This is a genomic window from Agromyces archimandritae (genome assembly GCF_018024495.1).
GTDB lineage: Bacteria > Actinomycetota > Actinomycetes > Actinomycetales > Microbacteriaceae > Agromyces > Agromyces archimandritae.
In genome coordinates this window covers 194,748-216,776 of the sequence record NZ_CP071696.1, presented here as the reverse complement: position 1 = coordinate 216,776, position 22,029 = coordinate 194,748, and the positions used below count along the sequence as shown (strand labels likewise).

Below are 22,029 nucleotides of genomic sequence, written 5' to 3'. Positions count from 1 at the left end.
GGACCGACACATGGATCTCGCTCAGCTCTGGTTCTGGATCGTCGCCTTCCTGTTCGTCGGCTACTTCGTGCTCGACGGCTTCGACTTCGGCGTCGGGATGTCGTTGCCGTTCCTCGGCAAGGACGACGTCGACAAGCGCGTGCTCATCAACACGATCGGCCCCGTCTGGGATCTCAACGAGACATGGGTGATCGTGGCCGGCGCATCCCTGTTCGCCGCGTTCCCCGAGTGGTACGCGACGCTGTTCAGCGGCTTCTATCTGGCCCTCCTCGTGATCCTGCTCGCCCTGATCGCCCGCGGCGTCTCGTTCGAGTACCGGCATCAGCGGCCCGACGATCAACGGTGGAAGCGCAGCTTCGACTGGATGATCGTGATCGGCTCGGCCGTGCCGGCGCTGCTCTGGGGCGTCGCGTTCGCGAACATCGTGCAGGGGGTGCCGCTCGACGAGGGGCACAACTACATCGGCACCTTCTTCGAGCTGCTGAACCCGTACGCCCTGCTCGGCGGGTTGACGACCCTCCTGCTGTTCTTCACGCACGGCGTCGTGTTCGTCTCGCTGAAGACGGAGGGCGAGATCCGCGAACGCGCCCGTCGTCTCGCGGTGCGCAGCGGCATCCTCACCATCGTCGTCGCCGCTTCCTTCCTCGTCTGGACGGGTCTGGCGTTCGGCGACCTCTGGTTCTGGATCCTCGCCGTCGTCGCCGCCCTCGCCCTGATCGGCTCGTGGCTGGCGAACTTCCGCGGCGCGGAGGGCGTCTCGTTCACCCTCGGGGCGATCACGATCGGCACTGCGGTGTTCGCGCTCTTCGCAGCGCTGTTCCCGGCGGTCATGCCGGCCTCGAACGATCCGGCCAACAGCCTCACAATCGAGAATGCGTCGAGCTCGCCGTACACGCTCGAGGTGATGAGCTGGACGGCGCTGATCTTCCTGCCGCTCGTGCTCGCCTACCAGGGGTGGACGTACTGGACGTTCCGGAAGCGCGTCTCGCGCAGCCACATCGAGGGCACCGAGCCGGCCGAGCCCGCGCCGGCATCCGGGACCTGAGGTGCGCCCGCTCGACCCGCGCCTGCTGAAGCGGTCGCGAGCCGCCCGCGCGGCCCTCTGGCAGGGCGGGTGCCTCGCGCTCGTGCAGGCAGGCGCCATGCTCGCCTTCGCCTGGGCGCTCGCGGAGCTCGTGACGGGCTTCCTCGCCGAGGCCGGCGGCTCGGGTGCCGGGGGTGCGGATGCGCCGGGTGCGGATGCCGGCTTCGCCCTCGCCCCGGCGGCCCTCCTCGCGGTGCTCGCCGGTGCGGCCCTCGTGCGTGCGGCGGCGTCCTGGGCGTGGGAGGCGGTCGGTTCGGCCGGCGCGATGCGCGTGAAGGCCGAGCTCCGCGCCGAGCTGCTCGCCGCCGTCGACCGGGCCGGTCCCGGCGGTCTCGGCCGGCGCTCCTCGGCGGAACTCGCGACGATCGCCGGCCCCGGCCTCGACGCCCTCGACGAGTACTTCGGCCGGTACCTGCCGCAGCTCGTATCGACGGCGATCGTGACGCCGGTGCTCGTCGCGATGATCTGGGTCGCCGATCCGCTCTCGGGGCTCATCCTCGTGATCGTGCTGCCGCTCGTGCCCGTGTTCATGGCGCTCATCGGCATGGCCACCGAGCGCGTGCAGCGCCGGCAGTGGGAGAGCCTGCAGTCGCTCTCGCGCGGCTTCGTGGAGGTCGTCGGCGGGCTGTCGACGCTCGTGGCCTACGGCCGCGCCGAACGGCAGATCGGCCGCATCGGTGCGGTGACCGAGGAGTACCGGGCCCGCACGATGCGGGTGCTCCGGGTGACGTTCCTGTCCGGCTTCACGCTCGAGATCGCCGCGAGCCTCTCGGTCGCGCTGGTCGCGGTCGCGATCGGGCTCCGGCTCGTGGCCGGCGACATGGAGCTCGGCGTCGGGCTGTTCGTGCTCGTGCTCGCACCGGAGGTGTTCCTGCCGGTGCGGAACGTCGGGGCCGCCTTCCACGCCTCCGCGGAGGGCATGACGGCCTCGGGCGAGGCCTTCGCCGTGCTCGAGGAGGCCGAGGCGGCGGATGCCGGCGGGGCGCGCGAGCCCGACGCATCCACCGCCGCACACGGCCCGGGCGACGGGCTCGAGATCTCGGGGCTCGCCGTGCGCCGCGGCGACCGCGAGGTCGTGGCGGGCCTGGACCTCGCGGCGCGGCCCGGCGAGATCGTCGCCCTGGCCGGTGAGAGCGGCGCCGGCAAATCGAGCGTGCTCGCCGCGATCCTCGGCTTCGCACCCGCCGAGGGCCTCGTGCGCCTGGGCGGGCGGCCCCTCGGCCGCGACCGGCTCGCCTGGGCGGGCCAGACGCCCGGCCTCATCGCCGGAACCGTCGCCGGCAACATCCGCCTCGGCGACGAGGGCGCAGGCCCGGCCGTCCTCGAACGCGCCATGCGCCTCGCAGGCGTCGACCTGGAGCCCGGCCGCAGCGTCGGCACCGGCGGGCAGGGGCTCTCCGGCGGCCAGGCGCAGCGCGTCGCGACCGCGCGCGCCATCCACCGTCTGCTCGCCCGCGGGCTCGGCCTGCTGCTCCTCGACGAACCGAGTTCCGCGCTCGACGAGGCGTACGAGGCCCGGCTGGCCGCATCCCTCGCCGAGCTCGCCGCAGGCGGCACCGTCGTCCTCGTCGCCACGCACCGGCCGGCGCTCCTGGCCGCCGCAGACCGCATCGTCACCCTGGAGCACGCGCATGCCTGAGCGGAGCGCGTCGATGCGCGCGGCCGTCCCCGGCATCCGGCGCCTGCTGCCGTCGGTGCTCTTCGGCATCCTCTCCGCCGGCAGCACCGTCGCCCTCCTCGCCGCGAGCGCGTGGCTCATCACCCGGGCGGCCGAGCAGCCGCCGATCATGTACCTGAACATCGCCGTCGTCGGGGTGCGGGCGTTCGCGCTCGGCCGCGGCGTGTTCCGCTACCTCGAACGGCTGAGCGGGCACGACGCCTCGTTCCGGCAGCTCGCCGGCATCCGCACCGGGGTGTTCCGGCGGATGCTGCCGCTCGCGCCCGACGGGCTGGCCGCGAGCCGCCGCGGGGATCTGCTCGCGCGGTTCACGCGCGACGTCGACGAACTGCAGAACGTGCCGCTGAAGGCCGTGCAGCCCGTGGTGAGCGCCGTCGTGGTGGTCGCGGCCGCCGTCGCCGGCATCGCCCTCATCGCCCCGGCCGCCGCCGGAGGCCTGGCCGTCGTGCTCGTCGCGGGCATCGCCCTCGCCCTCGTCGCCCAGGCGTGGATCGGCGCCCGCGCCGATCGTCGCATCGGCCCGCTGCGGGGCCGGCTGCAGGCGGCGGTGCTCGACCATGTGCAGGCCCTCGACGTGCTCATCGCCTTCGATGCGGCCGACGCCGACCGTGGCCGGATCGCCGGCATCGACCGCGAGCTCGCGCGGGCCGCCCGCCGTCGCGCCGTCGCCGGCGGGCTCGTGCAGGCCGCGTCCACCGCCCTCGGAGGGCTCGGCGCGGCGGCGGCGATCGCCCTGGCCGCACCGCTCGTCGTCGACGGCCGTATCGACGGGCCGGCGTTCGCCGTCGTCTGCCTGGTGCCGCTCGCGATCGCCGAGGTCGCCGGGGCGATCCCGGCGGCCGCATCGGCCTGGCGCACGGCGCGCGCGAGCGCCCGTCGTGTCGACCGGGCGGTGCCGGCCGAGCCGCCCGCGGGCGTTCCCGCCGAGCCGGCCGAACCCATCGCCGCCCCGCCGGCCGCACCTGCGCCGGCCCTCGAACTCGAGGGGGTGTCGGCGTCCTGGCCGGAGCTCGGCGACGGGGCGGGCGCGCCGGCGGCATCCATCGCCGGGTTCGACCTCGCCATCGCACCCGGCGAACGCGTGCTCGTGCGCGGGGCCTCGGGCGCGGGCAAGACGACGCTCGCGCATGTGCTCGTCCGCTTCCTCGACTACGACGGCTCGTACCGCATCGGCGGGGCCCAGGCGAAGCGCCTCGCGATCGGCGACGTGCACCGCCTCGTCGGCATCGTCGAGCAGCGCCCGTGGCTCTTCGACGAATCGATCCGCCAGAACCTGCTGTTCGCGCGCGAGGGCGCCGGCGACGCCGAACTGCTCGACGTGCTGGGCCGTGTGGGCCTGGCCGGCTGGGTCGCCGAACGCGGCGGGCTGGATGCGCCGGTCGGCGAGCGCGGATCCCTCGTCTCGGGCGGGCAGGCGCAGCGCATCGCGCTGGCCCGGGCGATGCTCGCCGGCTTCCCCGTGCTCGTCCTCGACGAACCGACCGCGAACGTCGACCGGGCCCGCGCCGACGCCCTCGTGGACGAGCTGCTGACCGCCGCGGAGGCGCCCGGCCGCACCCTCGTGCTGATCGCCCATGCCGAGGTCGACGAGTCCCGCTTCGACCGCGTGGTGCGGATCGAGGGCGGGCGCCTCCTCGCGTGAGCGGGGTCCGCGCGGCAGGGTCTGGCTATGCTGACCGGGTGACGTCGACCGGCCGGCTCGCGGCCCCCGCGCCCCTCGACCCCGAGACCGTGTTCCTCCGCTGCTTCGGCGACGCCCCGTATGCGGTGTGGCTCGACGGCGGCTGGGGCGGGGCGGGGCGCGACACGCTGGGCGGGCGCAGCATCATGGCCGCGGCGGATGCCGGGAGCATCCTCCTCACCGCCGATGCCGCCGCGGGCACGATCACGAGGTCCCGGCCCCTCGACCCCGCCCGCCGCCCCGAGACGAGCCCGGGGTCGATCTTCGACGTGCCGGAGTTCGGTGCGGCAGGCGGCGTCGAGGCGTCGCCGCTCGGGTGGATCGGCTGGTTCGGCTACGAGGCCGGCGCCCGGCACATGGGGGTGCCGTTCCGCCCGTCCGGCGTGCCCGATGCCGCCTTCCTCAGGGTGGATCGCGCGCTCGTCTTCGACCACGCCACCGGGGCGGTTGAGGCGCACTGGCGCGACGAGCCGGGCGAGGAAGGCCGGGAGGCGGGGGAGGCGTGGGCACGGCGCACCCTCGCGGAGGCGATGCGTGCGGCATCCGCACCCGCACCCGAAGCCGCCCGGCCCGCGAGCGCGCGCATCCACGACGACGAGGCGGGCTACGCGGAGATGATCGACGCATGCCTGGCCCGCATCGCCGCCGGCGACGCGTACCAGCTCTGCCTCACGACCCGCATCGAGGTGCCCGGCGCGTTCGACCCGGTCGCCGTGCACCGGCGCCTGCGGCGCACGAGCCCGAGCCACCACGGCGGTCTGCTGCGCTTCGGCGGCACGGCGCTCGTCAGCGCCTCGCCCGAACGCTTCCTCGCGGTCGACGGCGGCCGGCGCATCCGCACGACGCCGATGAAGGGCACCCGGCCCCGCTCCGCCGACCCCGGCGAGGACGCACGGCTGGCCGCCGAACTCCTCGCGAGCGAGAAGGAGCGGGCCGAGAACATCATGATCGTCGACCTCATGCGCAACGACCTCGGCCGCATCGCGGCCCTCGGCACGGTGCACGTGCCCGAACTGCACCTCGTCGAGTCGTACCCGCAGGTCCACCAGCTCGTCTCCACCGTCGCCGCCCGCCTCGGCAACGGCATCGGCCTGGGCGAGGCGATCGCGGCCTGCTTCCCGGCCGGGTCGATGACGGGCGCGCCGAAGCGTTCGGCGATGACGATCCTGCACGGCCTCGAATCCTCCCCGCGCGGGCCGTACGCCGGCGCGTTCGGCGTGCTCGGCTTCGACGGCACGGCCGATCTCGCGATGGGCATCCGCTCCATCGTGCTCACCCCGGCGGGCGCGACGATCGGCACCGGCGGCGGCATCACCGCCCTCTCGGTCGCCGCGGAGGAGATCGAGGAGACCCGGGTGAAGGCCAGGGCGCTGCTGGCGGCGCTCGGCGCCGCGCCGGCGTGAGCGGATGCCTGGACGCCGCTGCCGGCCGCGTTCAGTAAGCTGGAGGCTTGAGCCCCGCGCGTGCCATGCTGTGCGCGCACCTCCGAGCGCGGATGCCGCGGCATCCGCCCGCGCACGCTCCGCGGCCCCGCCCGAGGCCGCCCCCGATCCCAGACGACGATGGAGAACCCGTTGGCGAACGAGCACGACCCCCACACGACGGCCGACGCCGTCTACGACTTCGCGGCCATCCAGGCGAAGTGGCTTCCGGTGTGGGACGAGCTCCAGCCGTTCCGCGCCGGCCTGCCGGGCGACACCCGCCCCCGCAAGTACGTGCTCGACATGTTCCCCTACCCCTCCGGCGACCTGCACATGGGCCACGCGGAGGCGTTCGGCTTCGGCGATATCGTCGCCCGCTACTGGCGCCAGCAGGGCTTCGACGTGCTGCACCCCATCGGCTGGGACAGCTTCGGCCTGCCCGCCGAGAACGCGGCGATCAAGCGCGGCACCGACCCACGCGAGTGGACCTACGCGAACATCGCCCAGCAGAAGGCCTCGTTCCGGCAGTACGCGCCGTCGTTCGACTGGTCGCGCGAACTGCACACCAGCGACCCCGAGTACTACAAGTGGAACCAGTGGCTGTTCCTGGAGCTCTACAAGCGCGGCCTCGCATACCGCAAGGCCGGCCAGGTCAACTGGTGCCCGAACGACCAGACCGTGCTCGCCAACGAGCAGGTCGTCGACGGGCACTGCGAACGCTGCGGCGCCCTCGTCACGAAGAAGGCCCTCACGCAGTGGTTCTTCAAGGTCACCGACTACGCCGACCGCCTGCTCGACGACCTGAACCAGCTCGAGGGCCACTGGCCGCAGCGGGTGCTGTCGATGCAGCGCAACTGGATCGGCCGCTCCTCGGGCGCCGACGTCGAGTTCGAGATCGAGGGGCGCGAAGAGCGCATCTCGGTCTTCACGACGCGCCCCGACACGCTCTTCGGCGCGACGTTCATGGTCGTCGCCCCCGACTCCGACCTCGCCGCCGAACTCGCGTCCGGCGCCGGGCCGGATGTGCGGATGCGCTTCCAGGACTACCTGGACACGGTGCGCGGCACGACCGAGATGGATCGCCTGAACCAGGAGCGGCCGAAGACCGGCGTGTTCCTCGAGCGCTATGCGGTGAACCCGGTCAGCGGTGAACGGCTGCCGATCTGGGCGAGCGACTACGTGCTCGCCGACTACGGCCACGGCGCGATCATGGCCGTGCCCGCGCACGACCAGCGCGACCTCGACTTCGCCCGCGCCTTCGACCTGCCGATCCGCGTCGTCGTCGACACGAACGCGCCCGTCACCGGCGTCATCCCCGTCATCCAGCTCGACGAGCAGGGTGTGCCGATCCTGCCCGAGGAGCCGCCGGCCTTGGACCCCGCCTCGACGGGCGTCGCCCTCGCCGGCGAGGGCCGCATGGTCAACTCCGGCCCCCTCGACGGGCTCAGCAAGGTCAACGCGATCAAGCGGATGATCGAGCTGCTCGAGTCGCGCGGCACCGGCCGAGCCGCCAAGAACTTCCGTCTGCGCGACTGGCTCATCTCCCGGCAGCGCTACTGGGGCACCCCGATCCCGATCATCCACTGCCCGGCCTGCGGCGAGGTGCCCGTGCCCCAGGAGCAGCTGCCCGTGCGGCTGCCCGATGCCGAAGGCCTCGACCTGCGGCCGAAGGGCAAGAGCCCGCTCGCCGCCGCCGAGGAGTGGTCGACCGTCTCCTGCCCGCAGTGCGGCGGCGAGGCCCGGCGCGACTCCGACACGATGGACACCTTCGTCGACAGCTCGTGGTACCCGCTGCGCTTCCTGAACCCGAACGACGACACGCGTGCCTTCGACCCGGCCGAGGCCGAGAAGTGGGCGCCCGTCGACCAGTACGTCGGCGGCGTCGAGCACGCGATCCTGCACCTGCTGTACTCGCGGTTCATCACGAAGGTGCTCTTCGACCTCGGCTACATCAGCTTCACCGAGCCCTTCACGAGCCTCCTGAACCAGGGGCAGGTGCTCATGGACGGTTCGGCGATGAGCAAGAGCAAGGGCAACCTCGTCGAGTTCGCCGACCAGCTGCGCGAGCACGGCGCGGATGCGCTGCGGGTCACGATGGCCTTCGCCGGCCCGCCCGAGGACGATGTGGACTGGGCGGATGTCTCGCAGGCCGGTGCGGCGAAGTTCCTCGCCCGCGCGTGGCGCATCTCGGGCGAGGTGACCTCGAGCCCGGACGTCGAGTGGAAGACGGGCGATCCCGCCCTCCGGCGCGTCACGCATCGCCTGCTCGCCGACGCGCCCGGTCTCGTCGAGGCGTACAAGTTCAACGTCGTCATCGCGCGCCTCATGGAGCTCGTGAACGCCACCCGCAAGACCATCGACCAGGGCCCGGGGGCGGCGGATGCGGCCGTCCGCGAGTCCGCCGAGGTCATCGCGATGATCCTGAACCTGTTCGCGCCGTACACGGCGGAGGACATGTGGCAGCGCCTCGGCTACGAACCGACCGTGGCCCTCGCGCAGTGGCGCAAGGCCGACCCGGCGCTCCTCGTCGAGGAGTCGGTGACGGCCGTCTTCCAGGTCGACGGCAAGGTGCGCGACCGCGCCGACGTCGCCCCGAAGATCGCACCCGAGGAGCTCGAGGCCCTCGCGAAGGGTTCGGCGGCCGTCGTCCGCTCGATCGACGGGCGCGAGATCGCGAACGTCGTCGTGCGCGCGCCGAAGCTCGTGAACATCGTCACGCGGCGCTGACCGTTCCTCCACAGGCCGGTCGGCGGCCCTCGCATCCCACGGATCCGCTTCGGCGGCCGGGCGGGGCGGAGGCCGCGCCGTAGCCTGCCGGAATGCCGCTTCACGATCCGCCGCCCGCAGCCGACGAGCCCCTTGAGGCAGAGCCCGACGTCTTCGAACGACTCGCGCCGTCGGCCCGGCGGGCGTCGCCGCGGGTGCGGCTCGGCATCGGCGCCGCGATCGTCCTGTGCCTGGCGGCCCTCGGCGTCTCGGCGGTCGTGTCGGCGACGGCGAGCGGCGGGGGTACGCAGCATCTGCCGGGTGTGGATGCCGTGGGCTCACCGCCTGCCGAGACCGCGCCCGAGACGGACTCACCCGCCCTGCTCGTGCACGTCACGGGCGCGGTGCGCGCGCCCGGCATCGTCGAGCTCGCACCGGGCTCGCGGGTCGTGGATGCCGTCGCCGCCGCCGGCGGGCTCGCCGACGACGCCGATGCGGAGGCGGTGAACCTCGCCGGCCCCGTCGCGGACGGCGAGCAGCTGCGGGTGCCGGTCGTCGGCGAGGCCCCGGCGGCCGGCGGTGCGGGTGCCGGAGGCGCGGGTGCCGGGGGCGCCGACGGCGTCGTCGACCTGAACCGGGCGGATGCCGCCGCACTCGAGACCCTGCCGCGCATCGGCCCCGCGCTCGCTGAACGCATCATCGCCTGGCGGGAGGCGAACGGCCCCTTCACGAGCGTCGACCAGCTCGACGAGGTCTCCGGGATCGGCGAGGCCGTGCTCGCCGGCCTCGAGGGCCTCGTGCGGGTGTGACGACGGGGGAGCGGGCCGCCCCGGAGCAGGCGGCCGAACGCGCGCGCCCCGGCTTGCCGCGTCAGCGCGCCGGCCTGGCGCCGCCCGCGGTCGCCGCTTGGGCGGCCGCCTGGGCGGCGACGGGGCTTGCAGCGGGGGCAGCGTGGGTGGTGGCGCTCGGCTGCTGGCTGCTCGTGGCCGTGCTGCTCGCCATCGGCGTCGTCGCGCGGGTGCGGGCGCGCGGCGGGCACCCGCACGGCGGGCTCGAGCGCGGCGGGTCACCGCGAGACGGGTGGGCGCGCGCCGCCCGGCACCCGCATGGCGGGCAGTCGCCCCTCGTGCGCCTTGCGGCCGTGCTCGCCGTCGCCGTCGCCGGGGCCGCGCTCACCGCGAGTGCGGCGGCCGCCGGCCTCGCCGCACGCGAGGCCTCCCCGCTGGCCGGTGCCGATCGCGCCGAGCTCCTCGTCGAGCTCGACGGCGCCCCGTCGACGTTCGCCGGCTTCGGCGGCGAGACGACGGTGCGCGCCGAGGGCCGCGCGGTCGCCGTCGACGGCCGGCCGATCGCCCCGGTCCCGGTCGTCGCGATGGGCGGGCTTTCTGGCGCGCCGCGTCTGGGCCTCGGCGATCGCATCGCCGTCGAGGGCCGGGTGAGCGCCGAGGAGCCGGGGGAGCGGGCCGCGTACCGTGTTTCGGGGGTGGTTCGGCAGGCGGCATCCGCACCGCTCTGGATCGCCTGGGCCGCACCCCTCCGGGCCGGGCTGCACGACGCCGCCGCGACGCTCGCCGGCGACGGCGGCGCCCTCGTGCCGGGCCTCGCGATCGGAGACACTTCGCTGGTCTCCGATTCCCTCGATCAGGCGATGAAGCAGTCCTCGCTCAGTCACCTCACCGCAGTTTCGGGCGCGAACTGCACAATTGTGACCGCCGCCGCCTTCGCTTTCGGCGCCCTGCTCCGGCTGCCGCGCGGCGCCAGGGTCGTGTTCGCGCTTGCGGCGCTCGGCGCGTTCGTGGTGCTCGTCACCCCCGAGGCGAGCGTCGTGCGTGCCGCGGTCATGGCCGCGATCGTGCTCGTCGGGCTTGCGAGCGGGCGCGGCGCCGGTGGGCTCGCGGCCCTCGCCCTGGCCGTGGTCGGCTTGCTGGCCGTCGATCCGTGGCTGTCGCGCGACTACGGCTTCGCCCTCTCGGTGCTCGCGACGGGCGGGTTGCTGCTGCTCGCGACCCCGCTGGCCGAGCGCCTCGCGCGGTGGATGCCGGTGCCGCTCGCCGCCGCCCTCGCGATCCCCGCGGCGGCCCAGCTCGCCTGCCAGCCCGTGCTCGTGCTGCTCGCACCCGAGCTCGCGCTCGTCGGCGTCGCTGCGAACCTCCTCGCCGCACCGGCCGCGCCCATCGGCACGGTCGTCGGGCTCGTCGCGGCGCTCCTCCTGCCGCTGCCGGGTCATCTCGGGGCGTGGCTGCTGCAGCTCGCGTGGGTTCCGGCGGCGTGGATCGCGGCGATCGCGAGATACACGGCCGAGTTGCCGGGCGCGCGGATGCCGTGGCTGCCGGGTCCGGCCGGCGCGATCCTCGCGGGGGTCGCGGCCCTCGCGCTCGGCTGGGTGCTCGCCGGGGCGCGGAGCCGGCGGGCGACGATCGCCGCGGCGACCGCGGGCGCCCTGGCCCTCGCGGTGCCGCTCGGCGGCGCCTGGCTCGGCCCCATCGTCGTCGGCGCGTCGCGGCCGGCGGACTGGTCGGTGGCGATGTGCGACGTCGGGCAGGGCGATGCCGTCGTGCTCCGCGCCGACGCCGTCGTGATGGTCGACACCGGCCCCGATCCGGCCGCCCTCGACCGTTGCCGGCGGCTGCTCGGCATCGACCGCGTCGACGTCCTCGTCCTCACCCATTGGGATCACGACCATGTCGGCGGCACGAGCGCGCTCGCGGGCGATGTCGGGGTCGTGCTCGCCGGGCCGCCGGACGGTTCGCGGTCCGCCGATGCCCTCGAGCCGCTCGAACGCGGCGGCGCGCGCGTCGAGCATGCCGTGCGCGGCGATCAGGGTGCGGCCGGCGGCGTGACCTGGCGGGTGCTCTGGCCGGCCGATGCCGGTGCGGAGCCGGGCAACGATGCGAGCATCGTCCTCGCCGCGGACGTCGCCGGCATCCGCATGCTGCTGCTCGGCGACCTCGGCGAGCAGGCGCAACGGCGGCTGCTCCGCGAGGGCGTCGGCGGCCCGTACGACATCGTGAAGGTCGCCCATCACGGCTCGGCCGATCAGTCCGCCGAACTGTACCGTGAGGCGGGCGCCGGCATCGGGCTCGTCGGGGTCGGCGCCGACAACGGGTACGGGCACCCCACGGCATCCGCCCTCGGGATGCTCGCCGACGCGGGCACGCGCGTGCTCCGCACGGACCGCTCCGGCACGATCGCCCTCGCCGCCGCCGCCGACACCGGTTTCGAGGTGTGGACGGAGCGGGCATCGCAGGAGGGCCCGGCCGGGTCGGCGGTCGCTCGTACACTTGATGCGGCGGATCGCATGCGGCGGCCCGCGAGGAGGGAGGCGCCGTGGCGGGACGGACGAGCGGCAGGGGTGGTGCACGCGGCGGGGCGAAGACCGGGGCCAAGAGCGCCGCGAAGATCCCGCAGCTCACCTGGAACGAGGTGCGCCCGGCCCCCGTCGTACTCGTGAGCGGCCCCGAATCGTTCCTGGCCGAGCAGGCCATCGGGCGGCTGCGCGACTTCCTCCGCAGCGAGGATGCGTCCCTGGAGGTCAGCGACCTCGAGGCCGACGGCTACGGTCGCGGCGAGCTGCTGACCCTCGCGAGCCCATCCCTGTTCGGCGAGCCGCGTCTCATCCGGGTGGCCCGGGTGGAGAAAGCGAGCGACGACTTCCTCGAAGACGCCCTCGCCTACCTCGAGGCGCCCGACGATTCGACGACGCTCGTGCTGCGGCATGGCGGCGGGCAGCGCGGCAAGAAGCTGCTGGATGCGATCCGCGGCGGTGCCGGCGGCGGCATCGAGATCGTTTGCGCCGAACTGAAGAAGGACGCCGAGAAGCAGGATTTCGTGCGCGCCGAGTTCCGCGGCGAGAACCGGCGGGCGACGCCGGGCGCCGTGCGGGCACTCGTCTCGGCGTTCGGCGACGATCTGGCCGAACTGTCGTCGGCGTGCCGGCAGCTCGTGGCCGACACGAGCGGTGAGATCACCGAGGCGATCGTCGATCGCTACTACGCGGGCCGGGTCGAGACGACGGCGTTCACGGTGGCGGATGCGGCGATCGCCGGCCGACGCGGCGACGCGCTCATCGCGCTCCGCCAGGCGCTGGATACGGGTGCCGAGCCGGTGCCGATCGTCGCGGCGTTCGCGATGAAGATCCGCACGATGGCGAAGGTGTCGGGCTCGCGGGGCCCCTCGGGTCAGATCGCTTCGAGCCTCGGGCTCGCCCCGTGGCAGGTGGATCGCGCCAAGCGCGACCTGTCGGGCTGGACAGATCGGGGCCTCGCCGCCGCCGTCGAGGCCCTCGCGGAGGCGGACGCGCAGGTGAAGGGCGCCGGCCGCGACCCCGTGTTCGCCGTGGAGCGCCTCATCGGCGTGATCGCCGCCAAGGGCACGACCCGCGCCTAATCGGCGTCTTCGCCGGGCCGGCCGTCCAAGCATCCACCCCGCTCATCCGCCCCGGGAACGTGAAACGGCCCCGTCCGAGGACGGGGCCGTTCGACGGTGCTGCGCGTCAGAGCGCGGCGGCCTGCTTCGCGATCGCCGACTTGCGGTTCGCGGCCTGGTTCTGGTGGATGACGCCCTTGCTCACGGCCTTGTCGAGCTTGCGGGAGGCGACGCGCACGGCGGCGGTTGCCTTCTCCTTGTCGCCCGAGGCGATGGCCTCGCGAGCCGAGCGGACGACCGTCTTGAGCTCGCTCTTGACGGCCTTGTTGCGCTCCTGCGCCTTCTGGTTGGTGCGGATGCGCTTGATCTGCGACTTGATGTTTGCCACGTGGTGTTCTTTCGTTCTCGTGCGGGTACCGGTCTGCCGGCCGACGGTAGAGGGGCGCCGGGCCGGCGTTTCGTGCGGGGTGGGACCCACACGCAAGCCAACAGGCAACGATACCAGGCCCCGGCCCGCCTCGCCAGCGCGGCTATCGCAGCGCCGCGCGCCGCTCGACCTCGGCGACGGCGCCGAGGACGGTGTCGGTGAACGCCTCGGGGTGGGTGAGGCTGACGAGGTGGGTGGCGCCGGGCACGATGACGAGGCGGGCGTCGGCGGCGGCGCGGAGCAGGGTGCGTTCGTCGGCGCGGAAGTGGTCGAGGGCGCCGTTCACGAACCACACCGGTCCGGGGTAGCGGGCGAGGGAGGCGAGCGGGTCGAGGCCGCCGACGGCGGTGAGGGCTGGTGACATGACCTCGAGGGCGACGCCGCCGGCTTCGATGTCGACGGCGGCCGCGGGCGGCAGGAAGAGTCCGGCCATGCGGCGGTTCAGGGCGAGGCCGTGGTCGGGCAGCCGGTGCACGAGGCCGGCGGCGGCCCGGTAGGCGGCGAGGCCGCCGCCGCGGGGCAGGGTTCCGCAGGCGGCGGCGACGAGGCCGTCGATCGATGCCGGTTCGCGCCCTGCGTACTCCATCGCGAGGTAGCCGCCGAGCGAGAGCCCGACGAGCAGCACGGGTGCGCGGTCGTCGCCGTGCGCGGCCGAGACGGCGGCGCCCACGGCATCCATCGCGGCATCGATCGTGAACTCCTCGCCGAGGCGTGCGCCGTGGCCGGGCAGGTCAACGGCGCGTGCGTCGACGCCGTGCCGGTCGAGGGCGGCGAGCTGGCCGCGCCACATCGTCGCGGAGGTGCGGATGCCGTGGACGAACACGACGCGGGTGCGGATCACGCCTCAGCCTCCCCGGATCGCGCCGAGTTCGCGGCCGCGCGCGACGGCGGCGGTGCGCGAGCCGACGCCGAGCTTCGTGAAGGTGTGCACGAGATGCGACTTCACGGTCGCCTCGCTGAGGAAGAGGACACGGCCGATGTCACGGTTGCTGCGGCCCTCGGCGACGAGGGCGAGCACCTCCGCTTCCCGTGCCGTGAGCCGCGGTTCGGCGGCCGAGGCGCCGAGGCGCGAGGCGATGCCGGGGGCGAGGGCCGACTCGCCGGCCGCGGCGGCGCGCACGGCCGCGGCGAGTTCGCCGGGCGGGGCGTCCTTCAGCAGGTAGCCGCTCGCGCCGGCCTCGATGGCGCCGAGGATGTCGGCGTCGGTGTCGTAGTTCGTGAGCACGAGCACGCGTGCCGACCCGTCGCGGCGGATGCGGCGGGTCGCCTCGGCGCCCTGCATCGCGCCCGGGAACTGCAGATCCATGAGCACGAGGTCGATGCCGCCGGCTGCGGCACGCGCGACGGCGTCTTCGGCGGTCGCCGCCTCGCCGACGACCTGGACGTCGGTCTCGGTTTCGAGCATGGCGCGGATACCGGCGCGCACCACCGGGTGGTCGTCGGCGAGCAGGATGCGGATCACGGCCGCCCCCCGAGCGGGATACGGACCGAGACGGCGGTGCCCTCGCCGGGTGCCGTCTCGAGGGCGAAGCGGCCGCCGAGGGCTTCGGCGCGCTGCCGGATGGCGCGGAGCCCGAACGACGGGCCCGCACCGGCATCCGCCCGCGAACCGTCGAAGCCGGCCCCGTCGTCGCGCACGTCGAGCGCCACCGCATCGTCCTCGTACCCGAGGGTGACGACGGCCCGGCCCGCCTCGGCATGCTGCACGACGTTCGCCAGCGATCCCTGTGCGATCCGCAGCAGCGTCGCCTCGATCGTCATCGGCAGCGCGACCGGTTCGCCGTCGGTGCGGAAGACGACGAGCGCCCCGCCGCCCGACTGCTCCGACTGCTCGTTCGTGACCCGCACGAGCCGCGCGAGCGCATTCGGCAGCGTGTGCTCGTCGAGCGAGGGCGGGGTGAGCTCGGCGATGAAACGGCGCGTCTCGGCGAGGTTCACGGCCGCTTGCTCGCGGGCGAGTGCGAGACGCTGGCGGGTGGATGCGTCGGCGACGTCGCGTTCGGCGGCGTGCAGCAGCATCTGGATGCTCGACAGGCCCTGCGCGACGGTGTCGTGGATCTCGCGGGCCAGGCGCTCCCGTTCGGCGAGGCTGCCGGCCTCCCGCGACGCCGCCTGCAGCTCCTCGCGGGTGGCGACGAGGTCGAGGATGAGGGCCTGGCGTTCGGCGGCCTCGCGCGACATCGCCCGATACCCGAGGCCGATGACGATCGCGACGCCCGCGCTGATGAGGGGGCCGAGGACGCTGCCGGGTTCGTAGCCGAGGTGGTGGCCGGAGCTCCAGATCGACAGCAGGAACGTCAGCAGCACGAGCGGCACGCCCGCCCGCACCGGCAGCACGTGCAGTTCGAGGAAGAAGAGGGGGAAGGCCAGGAACGCCGCATCGGGCGTGAGGAGGCCGAGCGCGGCCCACAGGGCGAGGAGCACGAGCATCCACCCCGCCCGAACCCACGCCGGCCTGGCCCGCCTGGCGACCTGCACTCCCACGAGGTACCAGGCGAGGAACGCCGCAGAGAACCCCACAATCGCCCACATCTCCGGCCCGCGGCCGAGCACGGCGCGCACGACGACGAAGACCGCGAGGCCGACGAGCAGCAGGTGCAGACCCGCCCGCATCGACACGAACACGGGATGCAGGGCTGAGCGGCCGGTGTGCCCGCTCGCCGGGGCCGGCGCGGCGTCGAAGGCGGCCATGATCCCGAGCGTAGCCCGGCGGTCCGGCGCGGGGCATCCGAAGGATGGACGGGAGTGGACGCCGCCGCGCTTCATGGGAGAATCGACGGGATGTCTCCGAGAGCCGCCAATCCGCCGGTGCCAGCCGCCACCGACCCTGCGCTGATCCGCAACTTCTGCATCATCGCGCACATCGACCACGGCAAGTCGACGCTCGCCGACCGCATGCTCGGCGTCACGGGCGTCGTCGCCGATCGCGACATGCGCGCCCAGTACCTCGATCGCATGGACATCGAGCGCGAGCGCGGCATCACGATCAAGAGCCAGGCGGTGCGGATGCCGTGGCAGCTGGACGGCACCGCGTACGCCCTGAACATGATCGACACCCCCGGGCACGTCGACTTCTCCTACGAGGTCTCCCGCTCGCTCGCCGCGTGCGAGGGAGCGATCCTGCTCGTGGATGCCGCGCAGGGCATCGAGGCGCAGACCCTCGCGAACCTCTACCTCGCCCTCGAGAACGACCTCGAGATCATCCCGGTGCTGAACAAGATCGACCTGCCCGCCGCCGACCCCGACAAGTACGCGCGCGAGCTCGCCGACCTCATCGGCGGCAGCCCCGACGACGTGCTGCGCGTCTCCGGCAAGACGGGCATCGGCGTCGAAGAGCTGCTCGACCGCGTCGTCGAGCGGATCCCGGCACCGACCGGCGACGCCGGTGCACCCGCCCGGGCGATGATCTTCGACTCCGTCTACGACGCCTACCGCGGCGTCGTCACCTACGTGCGCATGGTCGACGGCGCCCTCGGCCCGCGCGAACGCATCCAGATGATGTCGACCAAGGCCACCCACGAGATCCTCGAGATCGGCGTCTCCTCGCCGGAACCGACCCCGTCGAAGGGGCTCGGCGTCGGCGAGGTCGGCTACCTCATCACCGGGGTGAAGGACGTGCGTCAGTCCAAGGTCGGCGACACCGTGACGACCGCGGCGAAGCCGGCGGACGAGGCGCTGCCGGGCTACACCGAACCGTTGCCGATGGTGTTCTCCGGCATCTATCCGATCGACGCGAGCGACTACCCGGAGCTCCGCGAGGCCCTCGACAAGCTGAAGCTCTCGGATGCGGCGCTCGTCTACGAGCCGGAGACCTCCGTCGCCCTCGGCTTCGGCTTCCGCTGCGGCTTCCTCGGCCTGCTGCACCTCGAGATCGTCACCGAGCGCCTGCAGCGCGAGTTCGGCCTCGACATCATCGCGACGGCACCGAGCGTGCCCTACGAGGTCACCACCGAGGACGGCAAGCAGGTCACCGTCACCAACCCGAGCGAGTTCCCGACGGGCGCGAAGATCGTCGAGGTGAGCGAGCCCGTCGTGAAGGCGGCGATCCTCGCCCCGAAGGATTACGTCGGCACGATCATGGAACTCTGCCAGTCGCGCCGCGGCACCCTGCTCGGCATGGAGTACCTCGGCGAGGACCGGGTCGAGATCCGCTACACGATCCCGCTCGGCGAGATCGTCTTCGACTTCTTCGACCAGCTGAAGTCGAAGACGGCCGGCTATGCGAGCCTCGATTACGAGCCCGCCGGCGAGCAGGCCAGCGACCTCGTCAAGGTCGACATCCTGCTGCAGGGCGAGCAGGTCGACGCGTTCAGCGCGATCGTGCACCGCGACAAGGCGTACGCGTACGGCACGATGATGGCCGAGCGGCTCCGCAAGCTCATCCCGCGCCAGCAGTTCGAAGTGCCCATCCAGGCGGCGATCGGCGCCCGCATCATCGCTCGCGAGAACATCCGCGCGATGCGGAAGGACGTCCTGGCCAAGTGCTACGGCGGCGACATCACCCGCAAGCGCAAGCTGCTCGAGAAGCAGAAGGAGGGCAAGAAGCGCATGAAGATGGTCGGTCGCGTCGAGGTGCCGCAAGAGGCCTTCATCGCCGCCCTGAGCGGCGAGACCGAAACGAAGAAAGAGAAGAAGTAGACAGGAGGCGGCACGTGCGACGCAGCACCTTCACCGATCAGTCCGTGAACTACGGGGCCATCGGGGCGACCCTCGACCCCGATCTGCTGCGCTACCCGCCGGCCGGCTTCCGCCCCAACGAGCAGTCCGTGCGCATCGGCAGCGGCCGGGAGCGGTTCGAGCGCACCTCCGAAGCGCTCATGACGTGGGGGGTGCAGGAGGGCGCGGGCCTGCTCATCACCGACATCTCCGAGGGCAGCGGCACCGAGTACGTCGGCGTCGCCTACGCGGCCGACGGCACGCCGTCCATGGAACGGCCCGACCGCTCCGGGCCGCGCTACGACGCCCGGGGTGTTCCGTTCATCGCCCCCGGCATGACGGCGAAGCTGCGGCATCCGCGCCAGGGCCTGCACCGTCGTCACCAGGTGCCGGTGCTCGTCGTCTACGTCGTCGACGAGCCCGACCGCGTCGGCTACGCCTACGGCACGATGGCCGGCCCCGAGCGCGGCGAGGAGTCCTTCGTGCTCGAGCATCGCGAAGACGACACGGTGTGGCTCACGATCCGGTCGATCTACCGTCGGGCCGGGGGCCGCGGCGGACTCGGCCCGGTGCTCCGCCGCCGCCGCGAGGAGCTCACGAAACGCCAGCTGCGCGCCCTGCATCCGGCCGGCGGGCTCTAGGCATGGCCGGGCCCCTGCCGCTCGGCGACCCGGCGCCCGCGGACGGCCTGCTGCCCGGCCAGGCGGCCGAGGGTGCCGCCGATCGCGCCTTCGGCGTGTACCTGCACGTGCCGTTCTGCATCGTGCGCTGCGGATACTGCGACTTCAACACGTACACGGCGAGCGAACTGCGCGGGGCGCGGCAGGCCGATTACGCCGACCACGCGATCTCCGAGGTGCGGATGTCGGCGGGCGTGCTGGAGCGTTCGGGTCTGCCCGCCCGGGCCGCGTCGACGGTGTTCTTCGGCGGCGGTACGCCGACCCTGCTGCCGGCCGGCGACCTCGTGCGGATGCTCGGGGCGGTGCGGGACGAGTTCGGCCTCGCCGACGGCGCCGAGGTCACGACCGAGGCGAACCCCGACTCCGTCGGCCCGGACGACCTCGTGCGTCTGCGCGAGGGCGGCTTCACCCGTGTCTCGTTCGGGATGCAGTCGGCGGTGCCGAGGGTGCTGGCCACCCTCGACCGCACGCACGACCCCGAGCGCGTGCCCGAGGTCGTCCGCTGGGCGCGGGATGCCGGCCTCGACGTCAGCCTCGACCTCATCTACGGCACCCCCGGCGAGACGCTGGAGGACTGGCGGGCGAGCCTCGACGCGGCACTCGCGGCCGAACCCGATCACCTGAGCGCCTACGCCCTGATCGTCGAAGACGGCACGAAGCTCGCCCGGCAGATCCGCCGCGGCGAGGTCGCCACCCCCGATGACGACCTCGAGGCCGACATGTACGAGCTCGCCGACGAACGTCTCGACGGTGCCGGCTACGACTGGTACGAGGTCAGCAACTGGGCGCGCGGGCGAGAGCACCGCTCGCGGCACAACCTCGGCTACTGGCGCGGCGACGACTGGTGGGGCGTCGGCCCGGGCGCCCACAGCCACGTCGGCGGCGTTCGGTGGTGGAACGCGAAGCATCCCGCCGCCTACGCCGAACGGCTCGCCGCAGGCGTGTCGCCGGCCGTGGGGCGCGAGACGCTCGACGTGGCGACCCGCGAGACGGAGCGGGTGCTGCTGCAGAGCCGGATCCGCGAGGGGCTGGAGATCGCCTCGCTCGCCGAGGCGGGCCGGCATGCGGTGGCCGGCCTCATCGCCGACGGGCTCGTCGACGCCCGCCCCGCCCTCGGCGGGCGGCTCACCCTGACGCTCCGCGGCCGGCTGCTCGCCGACGCGGTCGTACGGCGCCTGCTCGGCGACTGAACGGCCGCCTTGCACGACGAAGCCCGCCGGCCCTGCTGGGCGGCGGGCTTCGACCCGATCGGCCGTTCGCTCAGCTCACGAACCGGATCGCGATGGGGTAGACGTATGGCTGGCCCTGGTTGGCCTTGACGGCGGCGATGATGCCGAACACGATCGAGCACACCCAGGCCGCGGCCAGGATGATGAACCCGATGACGATGAACGTGGTGATCCACCCGACCACGTATGCGATGAGCAGCGTGATCTGGAAGTTCAGGGCCGTCGCGGAGTGGCCGCGGATGAACGGCCCCCGATCCTTCAGCACGAGGTAGCCGATGAGCGCCGGCAGGAATCCGAAGAGGATGCCGCCGATGTGGATGAGCGTCGCCCACAGCTTCTCGTCGGCCGGGCTGAGCGGCTGGCTCTGCTGATAGGGGTTCTGCGGCGGAGGCGGCGGTGCCGACGGCGGCGGGGGAGGAGGCGGTGTGTTCGACATGTCGATCTCTCCTATCGGCTCGCCGGTGCGGCGAGTGCTCCTCCGTTCATGCTGGCACAGCACCCCGCCCCGCCGCGAGGGGTGGTGTGCGCGTCAGCGGATGAAGCGGAACGCGAACGGGTAGCGGTAGGGAGCGCCGTCGCGGGTGCGCATGAACGCGAGGATCGAGAAGACGACGCCGATCGCCCACGGGATCCACGTCAGGAAGCCGAGGAAGCCGAGGATCCCGAAGCTCACGACGGTGAGGATGCCGACGGCGATGTTCAGCACGATCATGGCGATGAGGAGGGTGATCTGGAAGTTCAGGGCCTCTTTCGCCTCCCGGTCGGTGAAGGGGCCGCGATCCTTGAAGACGAGCCAGATGATGAGGCTCGGCAGGAAGCTGAGGATGCCGCCGAGGTGCGCGAGCGAGCCCCACTGCACATCCTGCTCGCGCGTGAGCGGGGCGCCGGATGCCGGTTGGCCGTGATCGGACATGGAGGAGTACCTTTCGAAAACGCGAAGGATGGCGCACGACGCGGCGCGAGTGTCGAGCGTAGCCCGCGCGGCCCGCCGGACGCGATAGGATTGGCACTCAGTCGTGCGGAGTGCTAACGGAGGGAGCCTGGGCGATGGTCTCGGAACGTCGGCTCGCCGTGCTTCGCGCGATCGTGCAGGACTACGTCGCCTCCCGCGAACCGGTCGGCTCGAAGACGATCGTCGACCGCCACTCCTTCGGGGTCTCGGCGGCGACGATCCGCAACGACATGGCGCTGCTCGAAGAAGAGGCGCTCATCGAGGCGCCGCACACCTCCTCCGGCCGCATCCCCACCGACAAGGGCTACCGCCTCTTCGTCGACCGGCTCGCCGACGTCCGCCCGCTGAGCCCGGTGCAGCGGCACGCGATCGAGGCCTTCCTCGGCGGCTCTGCCGACCTCGACGAGCTCCTCGCCCGCACCGTGCGGCTCATGTCGCAGCTGACCCGTCAGCTCGCGGTCGTGCAGGTGCCGCTCTTCGGCGTCTCGCATGTGCGCCACGTCGAGCTCATCGACCTCGGCGGCGGCCGGCTGCTCGTCATGCTGATCACCGATGCCGGGCATGTCGACCAGCGCATCGTCGACCTCGCCGAGCCGGAGGCGACGGATGACGCGACGGTGGATGCCGAGGCGCTCGGCCGCATCCGCGAACGCCTGAACCGCCTGCTCGGCGGCCTCGAGGTCCGCGACGCTGAACGCGCCCTCGGCGCCGACGACGACCTCGGCCTCCCCGAGCACGCCGGGCTCATCGCACGCGTGCGGGCCTCCCTCGCCGTCCAGGCCCGCGGCCAGCGAGCCGAGAAGCTCGTCGTGGCCGGTGCGGCGAACCTCGTGCGCACCGAACAGGACTTCGGCGGCAGCATCCTCGACATCCTCGAGGCCATCGAGGAGCAGGCGGTCGTGCTGCGCCTCTTCGGCGAGATGGCCGAGGAGCAGGGCGGCGTGACCGTCTCGATCGGCCGCGAGAACGCGCCGTTCGGGCTCGGCGAGACCTCCGTCGTCGCGAGCAGTTTCGCCGCGCCGGGTCGCGAGCTCGCACGCCTCGGCGTGCTCGGGCCGACCCGCATGGACTACTCGACCAACATGGCCGCCGTCCGGGCCGTCGCCCGGTATCTGTCCCGGCTGCTCGGCGACAGCTGACGCGGGCCCGC

Annotated in this window: 18 protein-coding genes; 12 read left to right on the top strand and 6 right to left on the bottom strand. The window is 73.3% G+C overall.

Going from position 1 to position 22,029, the window contains the following annotated elements; genetic code table 11:
• Positions 1 to 10 precede the first annotated feature (10 nt).
• The 8 genes from cydB to holA all read left to right on the top strand — a co-directional run bounded on the left by cydB (position 11) and on the right by holA (position 12,956).
• Complete coding sequence (gene cydB / locus G127AT_RS01055) at positions 11 to 1,045, top strand: cytochrome d ubiquinol oxidase subunit II (RefSeq protein ID WP_210898954.1); 1,035 nt, start codon at positions 11 to 13, stop codon at positions 1,043 to 1,045.
• A 1-nt stretch (position 1,046) separates the two neighbouring features.
• A complete protein-coding gene (gene cydD, locus G127AT_RS01050; RefSeq protein WP_210898950.1) occupies positions 1,047 to 2,723 on the top strand; it encodes a thiol reductant ABC exporter subunit CydD in 1,677 nt (558 codons plus the stop codon).
• Positions 2,716 to 4,404: a thiol reductant ABC exporter subunit CydC gene (gene cydC / locus G127AT_RS01045; protein ID WP_210898949.1), complete on the top strand. Its 1,689-nt coding sequence runs from the start codon at positions 2,716 to 2,718 to the stop codon at positions 4,402 to 4,404. The genes cydD and cydC overlap by 8 nt, the downstream gene beginning before the upstream one ends.
• A gap of 38 nt (positions 4,405 to 4,442) precedes the next feature.
• A complete protein-coding gene (locus G127AT_RS01040; RefSeq protein ID WP_244857671.1) occupies positions 4,443 to 5,846 on the top strand; it encodes an anthranilate synthase component I family protein in 1,404 nt (467 codons plus the stop codon).
• A gap of 159 nt (positions 5,847 to 6,005) precedes the next feature.
• A complete protein-coding gene (gene leuS, locus G127AT_RS01035) occupies positions 6,006 to 8,591 on the top strand; it encodes a leucine--tRNA ligase (protein WP_210898944.1) in 2,586 nt (861 codons plus the stop codon).
• A 92-nt stretch (positions 8,592 to 8,683) separates the two neighbouring features.
• Positions 8,684 to 9,379 carry a ComEA family DNA-binding protein gene (locus G127AT_RS01030; protein ID WP_210898943.1) on the top strand — a complete coding sequence of 232 codons (696 nt, stop codon included), beginning with the start codon at positions 8,684 to 8,686 and terminating at the stop codon, positions 9,377 to 9,379.
• Positions 9,376 to 12,021, top strand: a complete 2,646-nt coding sequence (locus G127AT_RS01025) for a ComEC/Rec2 family competence protein (RefSeq protein WP_210898942.1) — start codon at positions 9,376 to 9,378, stop codon at positions 12,019 to 12,021. The genes G127AT_RS01030 and G127AT_RS01025 overlap by 4 nt, the downstream gene beginning before the upstream one ends.
• Positions 11,970 to 12,956, top strand: a complete 987-nt coding sequence (holA, locus tag G127AT_RS01020; RefSeq protein ID WP_244857847.1) for a DNA polymerase III subunit delta — start codon at positions 11,970 to 11,972, stop codon at positions 12,954 to 12,956. Before G127AT_RS01025 ends, holA begins: the two co-directional genes overlap by 52 nt.
• A 106-nt stretch (positions 12,957 to 13,062) precedes the next feature.
• Here holA and rpsT read toward each other — a convergent pair whose 3' ends face one another.
• From rpsT to G127AT_RS01000, 4 genes are all read right to left on the bottom strand, one after another.
• Positions 13,063 to 13,323, bottom strand: a complete 261-nt coding sequence (gene rpsT, locus G127AT_RS01015; protein ID WP_210898941.1) for a 30S ribosomal protein S20 — start codon at positions 13,321 to 13,323, stop codon at positions 13,063 to 13,065.
• A 142-nt stretch (positions 13,324 to 13,465) separates the two neighbouring features.
• Positions 13,466 to 14,203 carry an alpha/beta fold hydrolase gene (locus G127AT_RS01010; RefSeq protein ID WP_244857669.1) on the bottom strand — a complete coding sequence of 246 codons (738 nt, stop codon included), beginning with the start codon at positions 14,201 to 14,203 and terminating at the stop codon, positions 13,466 to 13,468.
• Between the two features lie 3 nt (positions 14,204 to 14,206).
• Positions 14,207 to 14,824: a response regulator gene (locus G127AT_RS01005; protein ID WP_210898938.1), complete on the bottom strand. Its 618-nt coding sequence runs from the start codon at positions 14,822 to 14,824 to the stop codon at positions 14,207 to 14,209.
• Positions 14,821 to 16,053: a sensor histidine kinase gene (locus G127AT_RS01000; protein ID WP_210898937.1), complete on the bottom strand. Its 1,233-nt coding sequence runs from the start codon at positions 16,051 to 16,053 to the stop codon at positions 14,821 to 14,823. The genes G127AT_RS01005 and G127AT_RS01000 overlap by 4 nt, the downstream gene beginning before the upstream one ends.
• A gap of 90 nt (positions 16,054 to 16,143) precedes the next feature.
• Here G127AT_RS01000 and lepA point away from each other — a divergent pair, with 90 nt between their 5' ends.
• From lepA to hemW, 3 genes are read left to right on the top strand one after another with little or no spacing between them, the layout of a single operon-like run.
• Positions 16,144 to 18,000, top strand: a complete 1,857-nt coding sequence (gene lepA, locus G127AT_RS00995) for a translation elongation factor 4 (protein WP_210898934.1) — start codon at positions 16,144 to 16,146, stop codon at positions 17,998 to 18,000.
• Positions 18,001 to 18,014: 14 nt separating this feature from the next.
• A complete protein-coding gene (locus tag G127AT_RS00990) occupies positions 18,015 to 18,659 on the top strand; it encodes a DUF1990 domain-containing protein (protein ID WP_210898931.1) in 645 nt (214 codons plus the stop codon).
• A 2-nt stretch (positions 18,660 to 18,661) separates the two neighbouring features.
• On the top strand, positions 18,662 to 19,888 hold the full coding sequence (gene hemW, locus G127AT_RS00985) for a radical SAM family heme chaperone HemW (protein WP_210898929.1): 1,227 nt from the start codon (positions 18,662 to 18,664) through the stop codon (positions 19,886 to 19,888).
• Positions 19,889 to 19,958: 70 nt separating this feature from the next.
• Here hemW and G127AT_RS00980 read toward each other — a convergent pair whose 3' ends face one another.
• Entirely contained in the window at positions 19,959 to 20,363 is a 405-nt protein-coding gene (locus tag G127AT_RS00980; RefSeq protein WP_210898927.1) for a DUF4870 domain-containing protein, read from the bottom strand.
• Positions 20,364 to 20,456: 93 nt separating this feature from the next.
• Positions 20,457 to 20,840 carry a DUF4870 domain-containing protein gene (locus tag G127AT_RS00975; RefSeq protein ID WP_210898926.1) on the bottom strand — a complete coding sequence of 128 codons (384 nt, stop codon included), beginning with the start codon at positions 20,838 to 20,840 and terminating at the stop codon, positions 20,457 to 20,459.
• Positions 20,841 to 20,974: 134 nt separating this feature from the next.
• On the opposite strand from G127AT_RS00975, the gene hrcA reads away from it, so the two are divergent.
• Entirely contained in the window at positions 20,975 to 22,018 is a 1,044-nt protein-coding gene (gene hrcA / locus G127AT_RS00970) for a heat-inducible transcriptional repressor HrcA (RefSeq protein WP_210898924.1), read from the top strand.
• Positions 22,019 to 22,029: the final 11 nt, after the last annotated feature.

Excerpts from the sequence above, each read along its gene's own strand:
- cydB (WP_210898954.1), top strand. The coding sequence starts at position 11 with ATGGATCTCGCTCAGCTCTGGTTCTGGATCGTCGCCTTCCTGTTCGTC.
- cydC (WP_210898949.1), top strand. The coding sequence starts at position 2,716 with ATGCCTGAGCGGAGCGCGTCGATGCGCGCGGCCGTCCCCGGCATCCGG.
- leuS (WP_210898944.1), top strand. The coding sequence starts at position 6,006 with ATGGAGAACCCGTTGGCGAACGAGCACGACCCCCACACGACGGCCGAC.
- G127AT_RS01030 (WP_210898943.1), top strand. The coding sequence starts at position 8,684 with ATGCCGCTTCACGATCCGCCGCCCGCAGCCGACGAGCCCCTTGAGGCA.
- G127AT_RS01000 (WP_210898937.1), bottom strand. The coding sequence starts at position 16,053 with ATGGCCGCCTTCGACGCCGCGCCGGCCCCGGCGAGCGGGCACACCGGC.
- lepA (WP_210898934.1), top strand. The coding sequence starts at position 16,144 with ATGTCTCCGAGAGCCGCCAATCCGCCGGTGCCAGCCGCCACCGACCCT.
- hemW (WP_210898929.1), top strand. The coding sequence starts at position 18,662 with ATGGCCGGGCCCCTGCCGCTCGGCGACCCGGCGCCCGCGGACGGCCTG.
- G127AT_RS00980 (WP_210898927.1), bottom strand. The coding sequence starts at position 20,363 with ATGTCGAACACACCGCCTCCTCCCCCGCCGCCGTCGGCACCGCCGCCT.
- G127AT_RS00975 (WP_210898926.1), bottom strand. The coding sequence starts at position 20,840 with ATGTCCGATCACGGCCAACCGGCATCCGGCGCCCCGCTCACGCGCGAG.
- hrcA (WP_210898924.1), top strand. The coding sequence starts at position 20,975 with ATGGTCTCGGAACGTCGGCTCGCCGTGCTTCGCGCGATCGTGCAGGAC.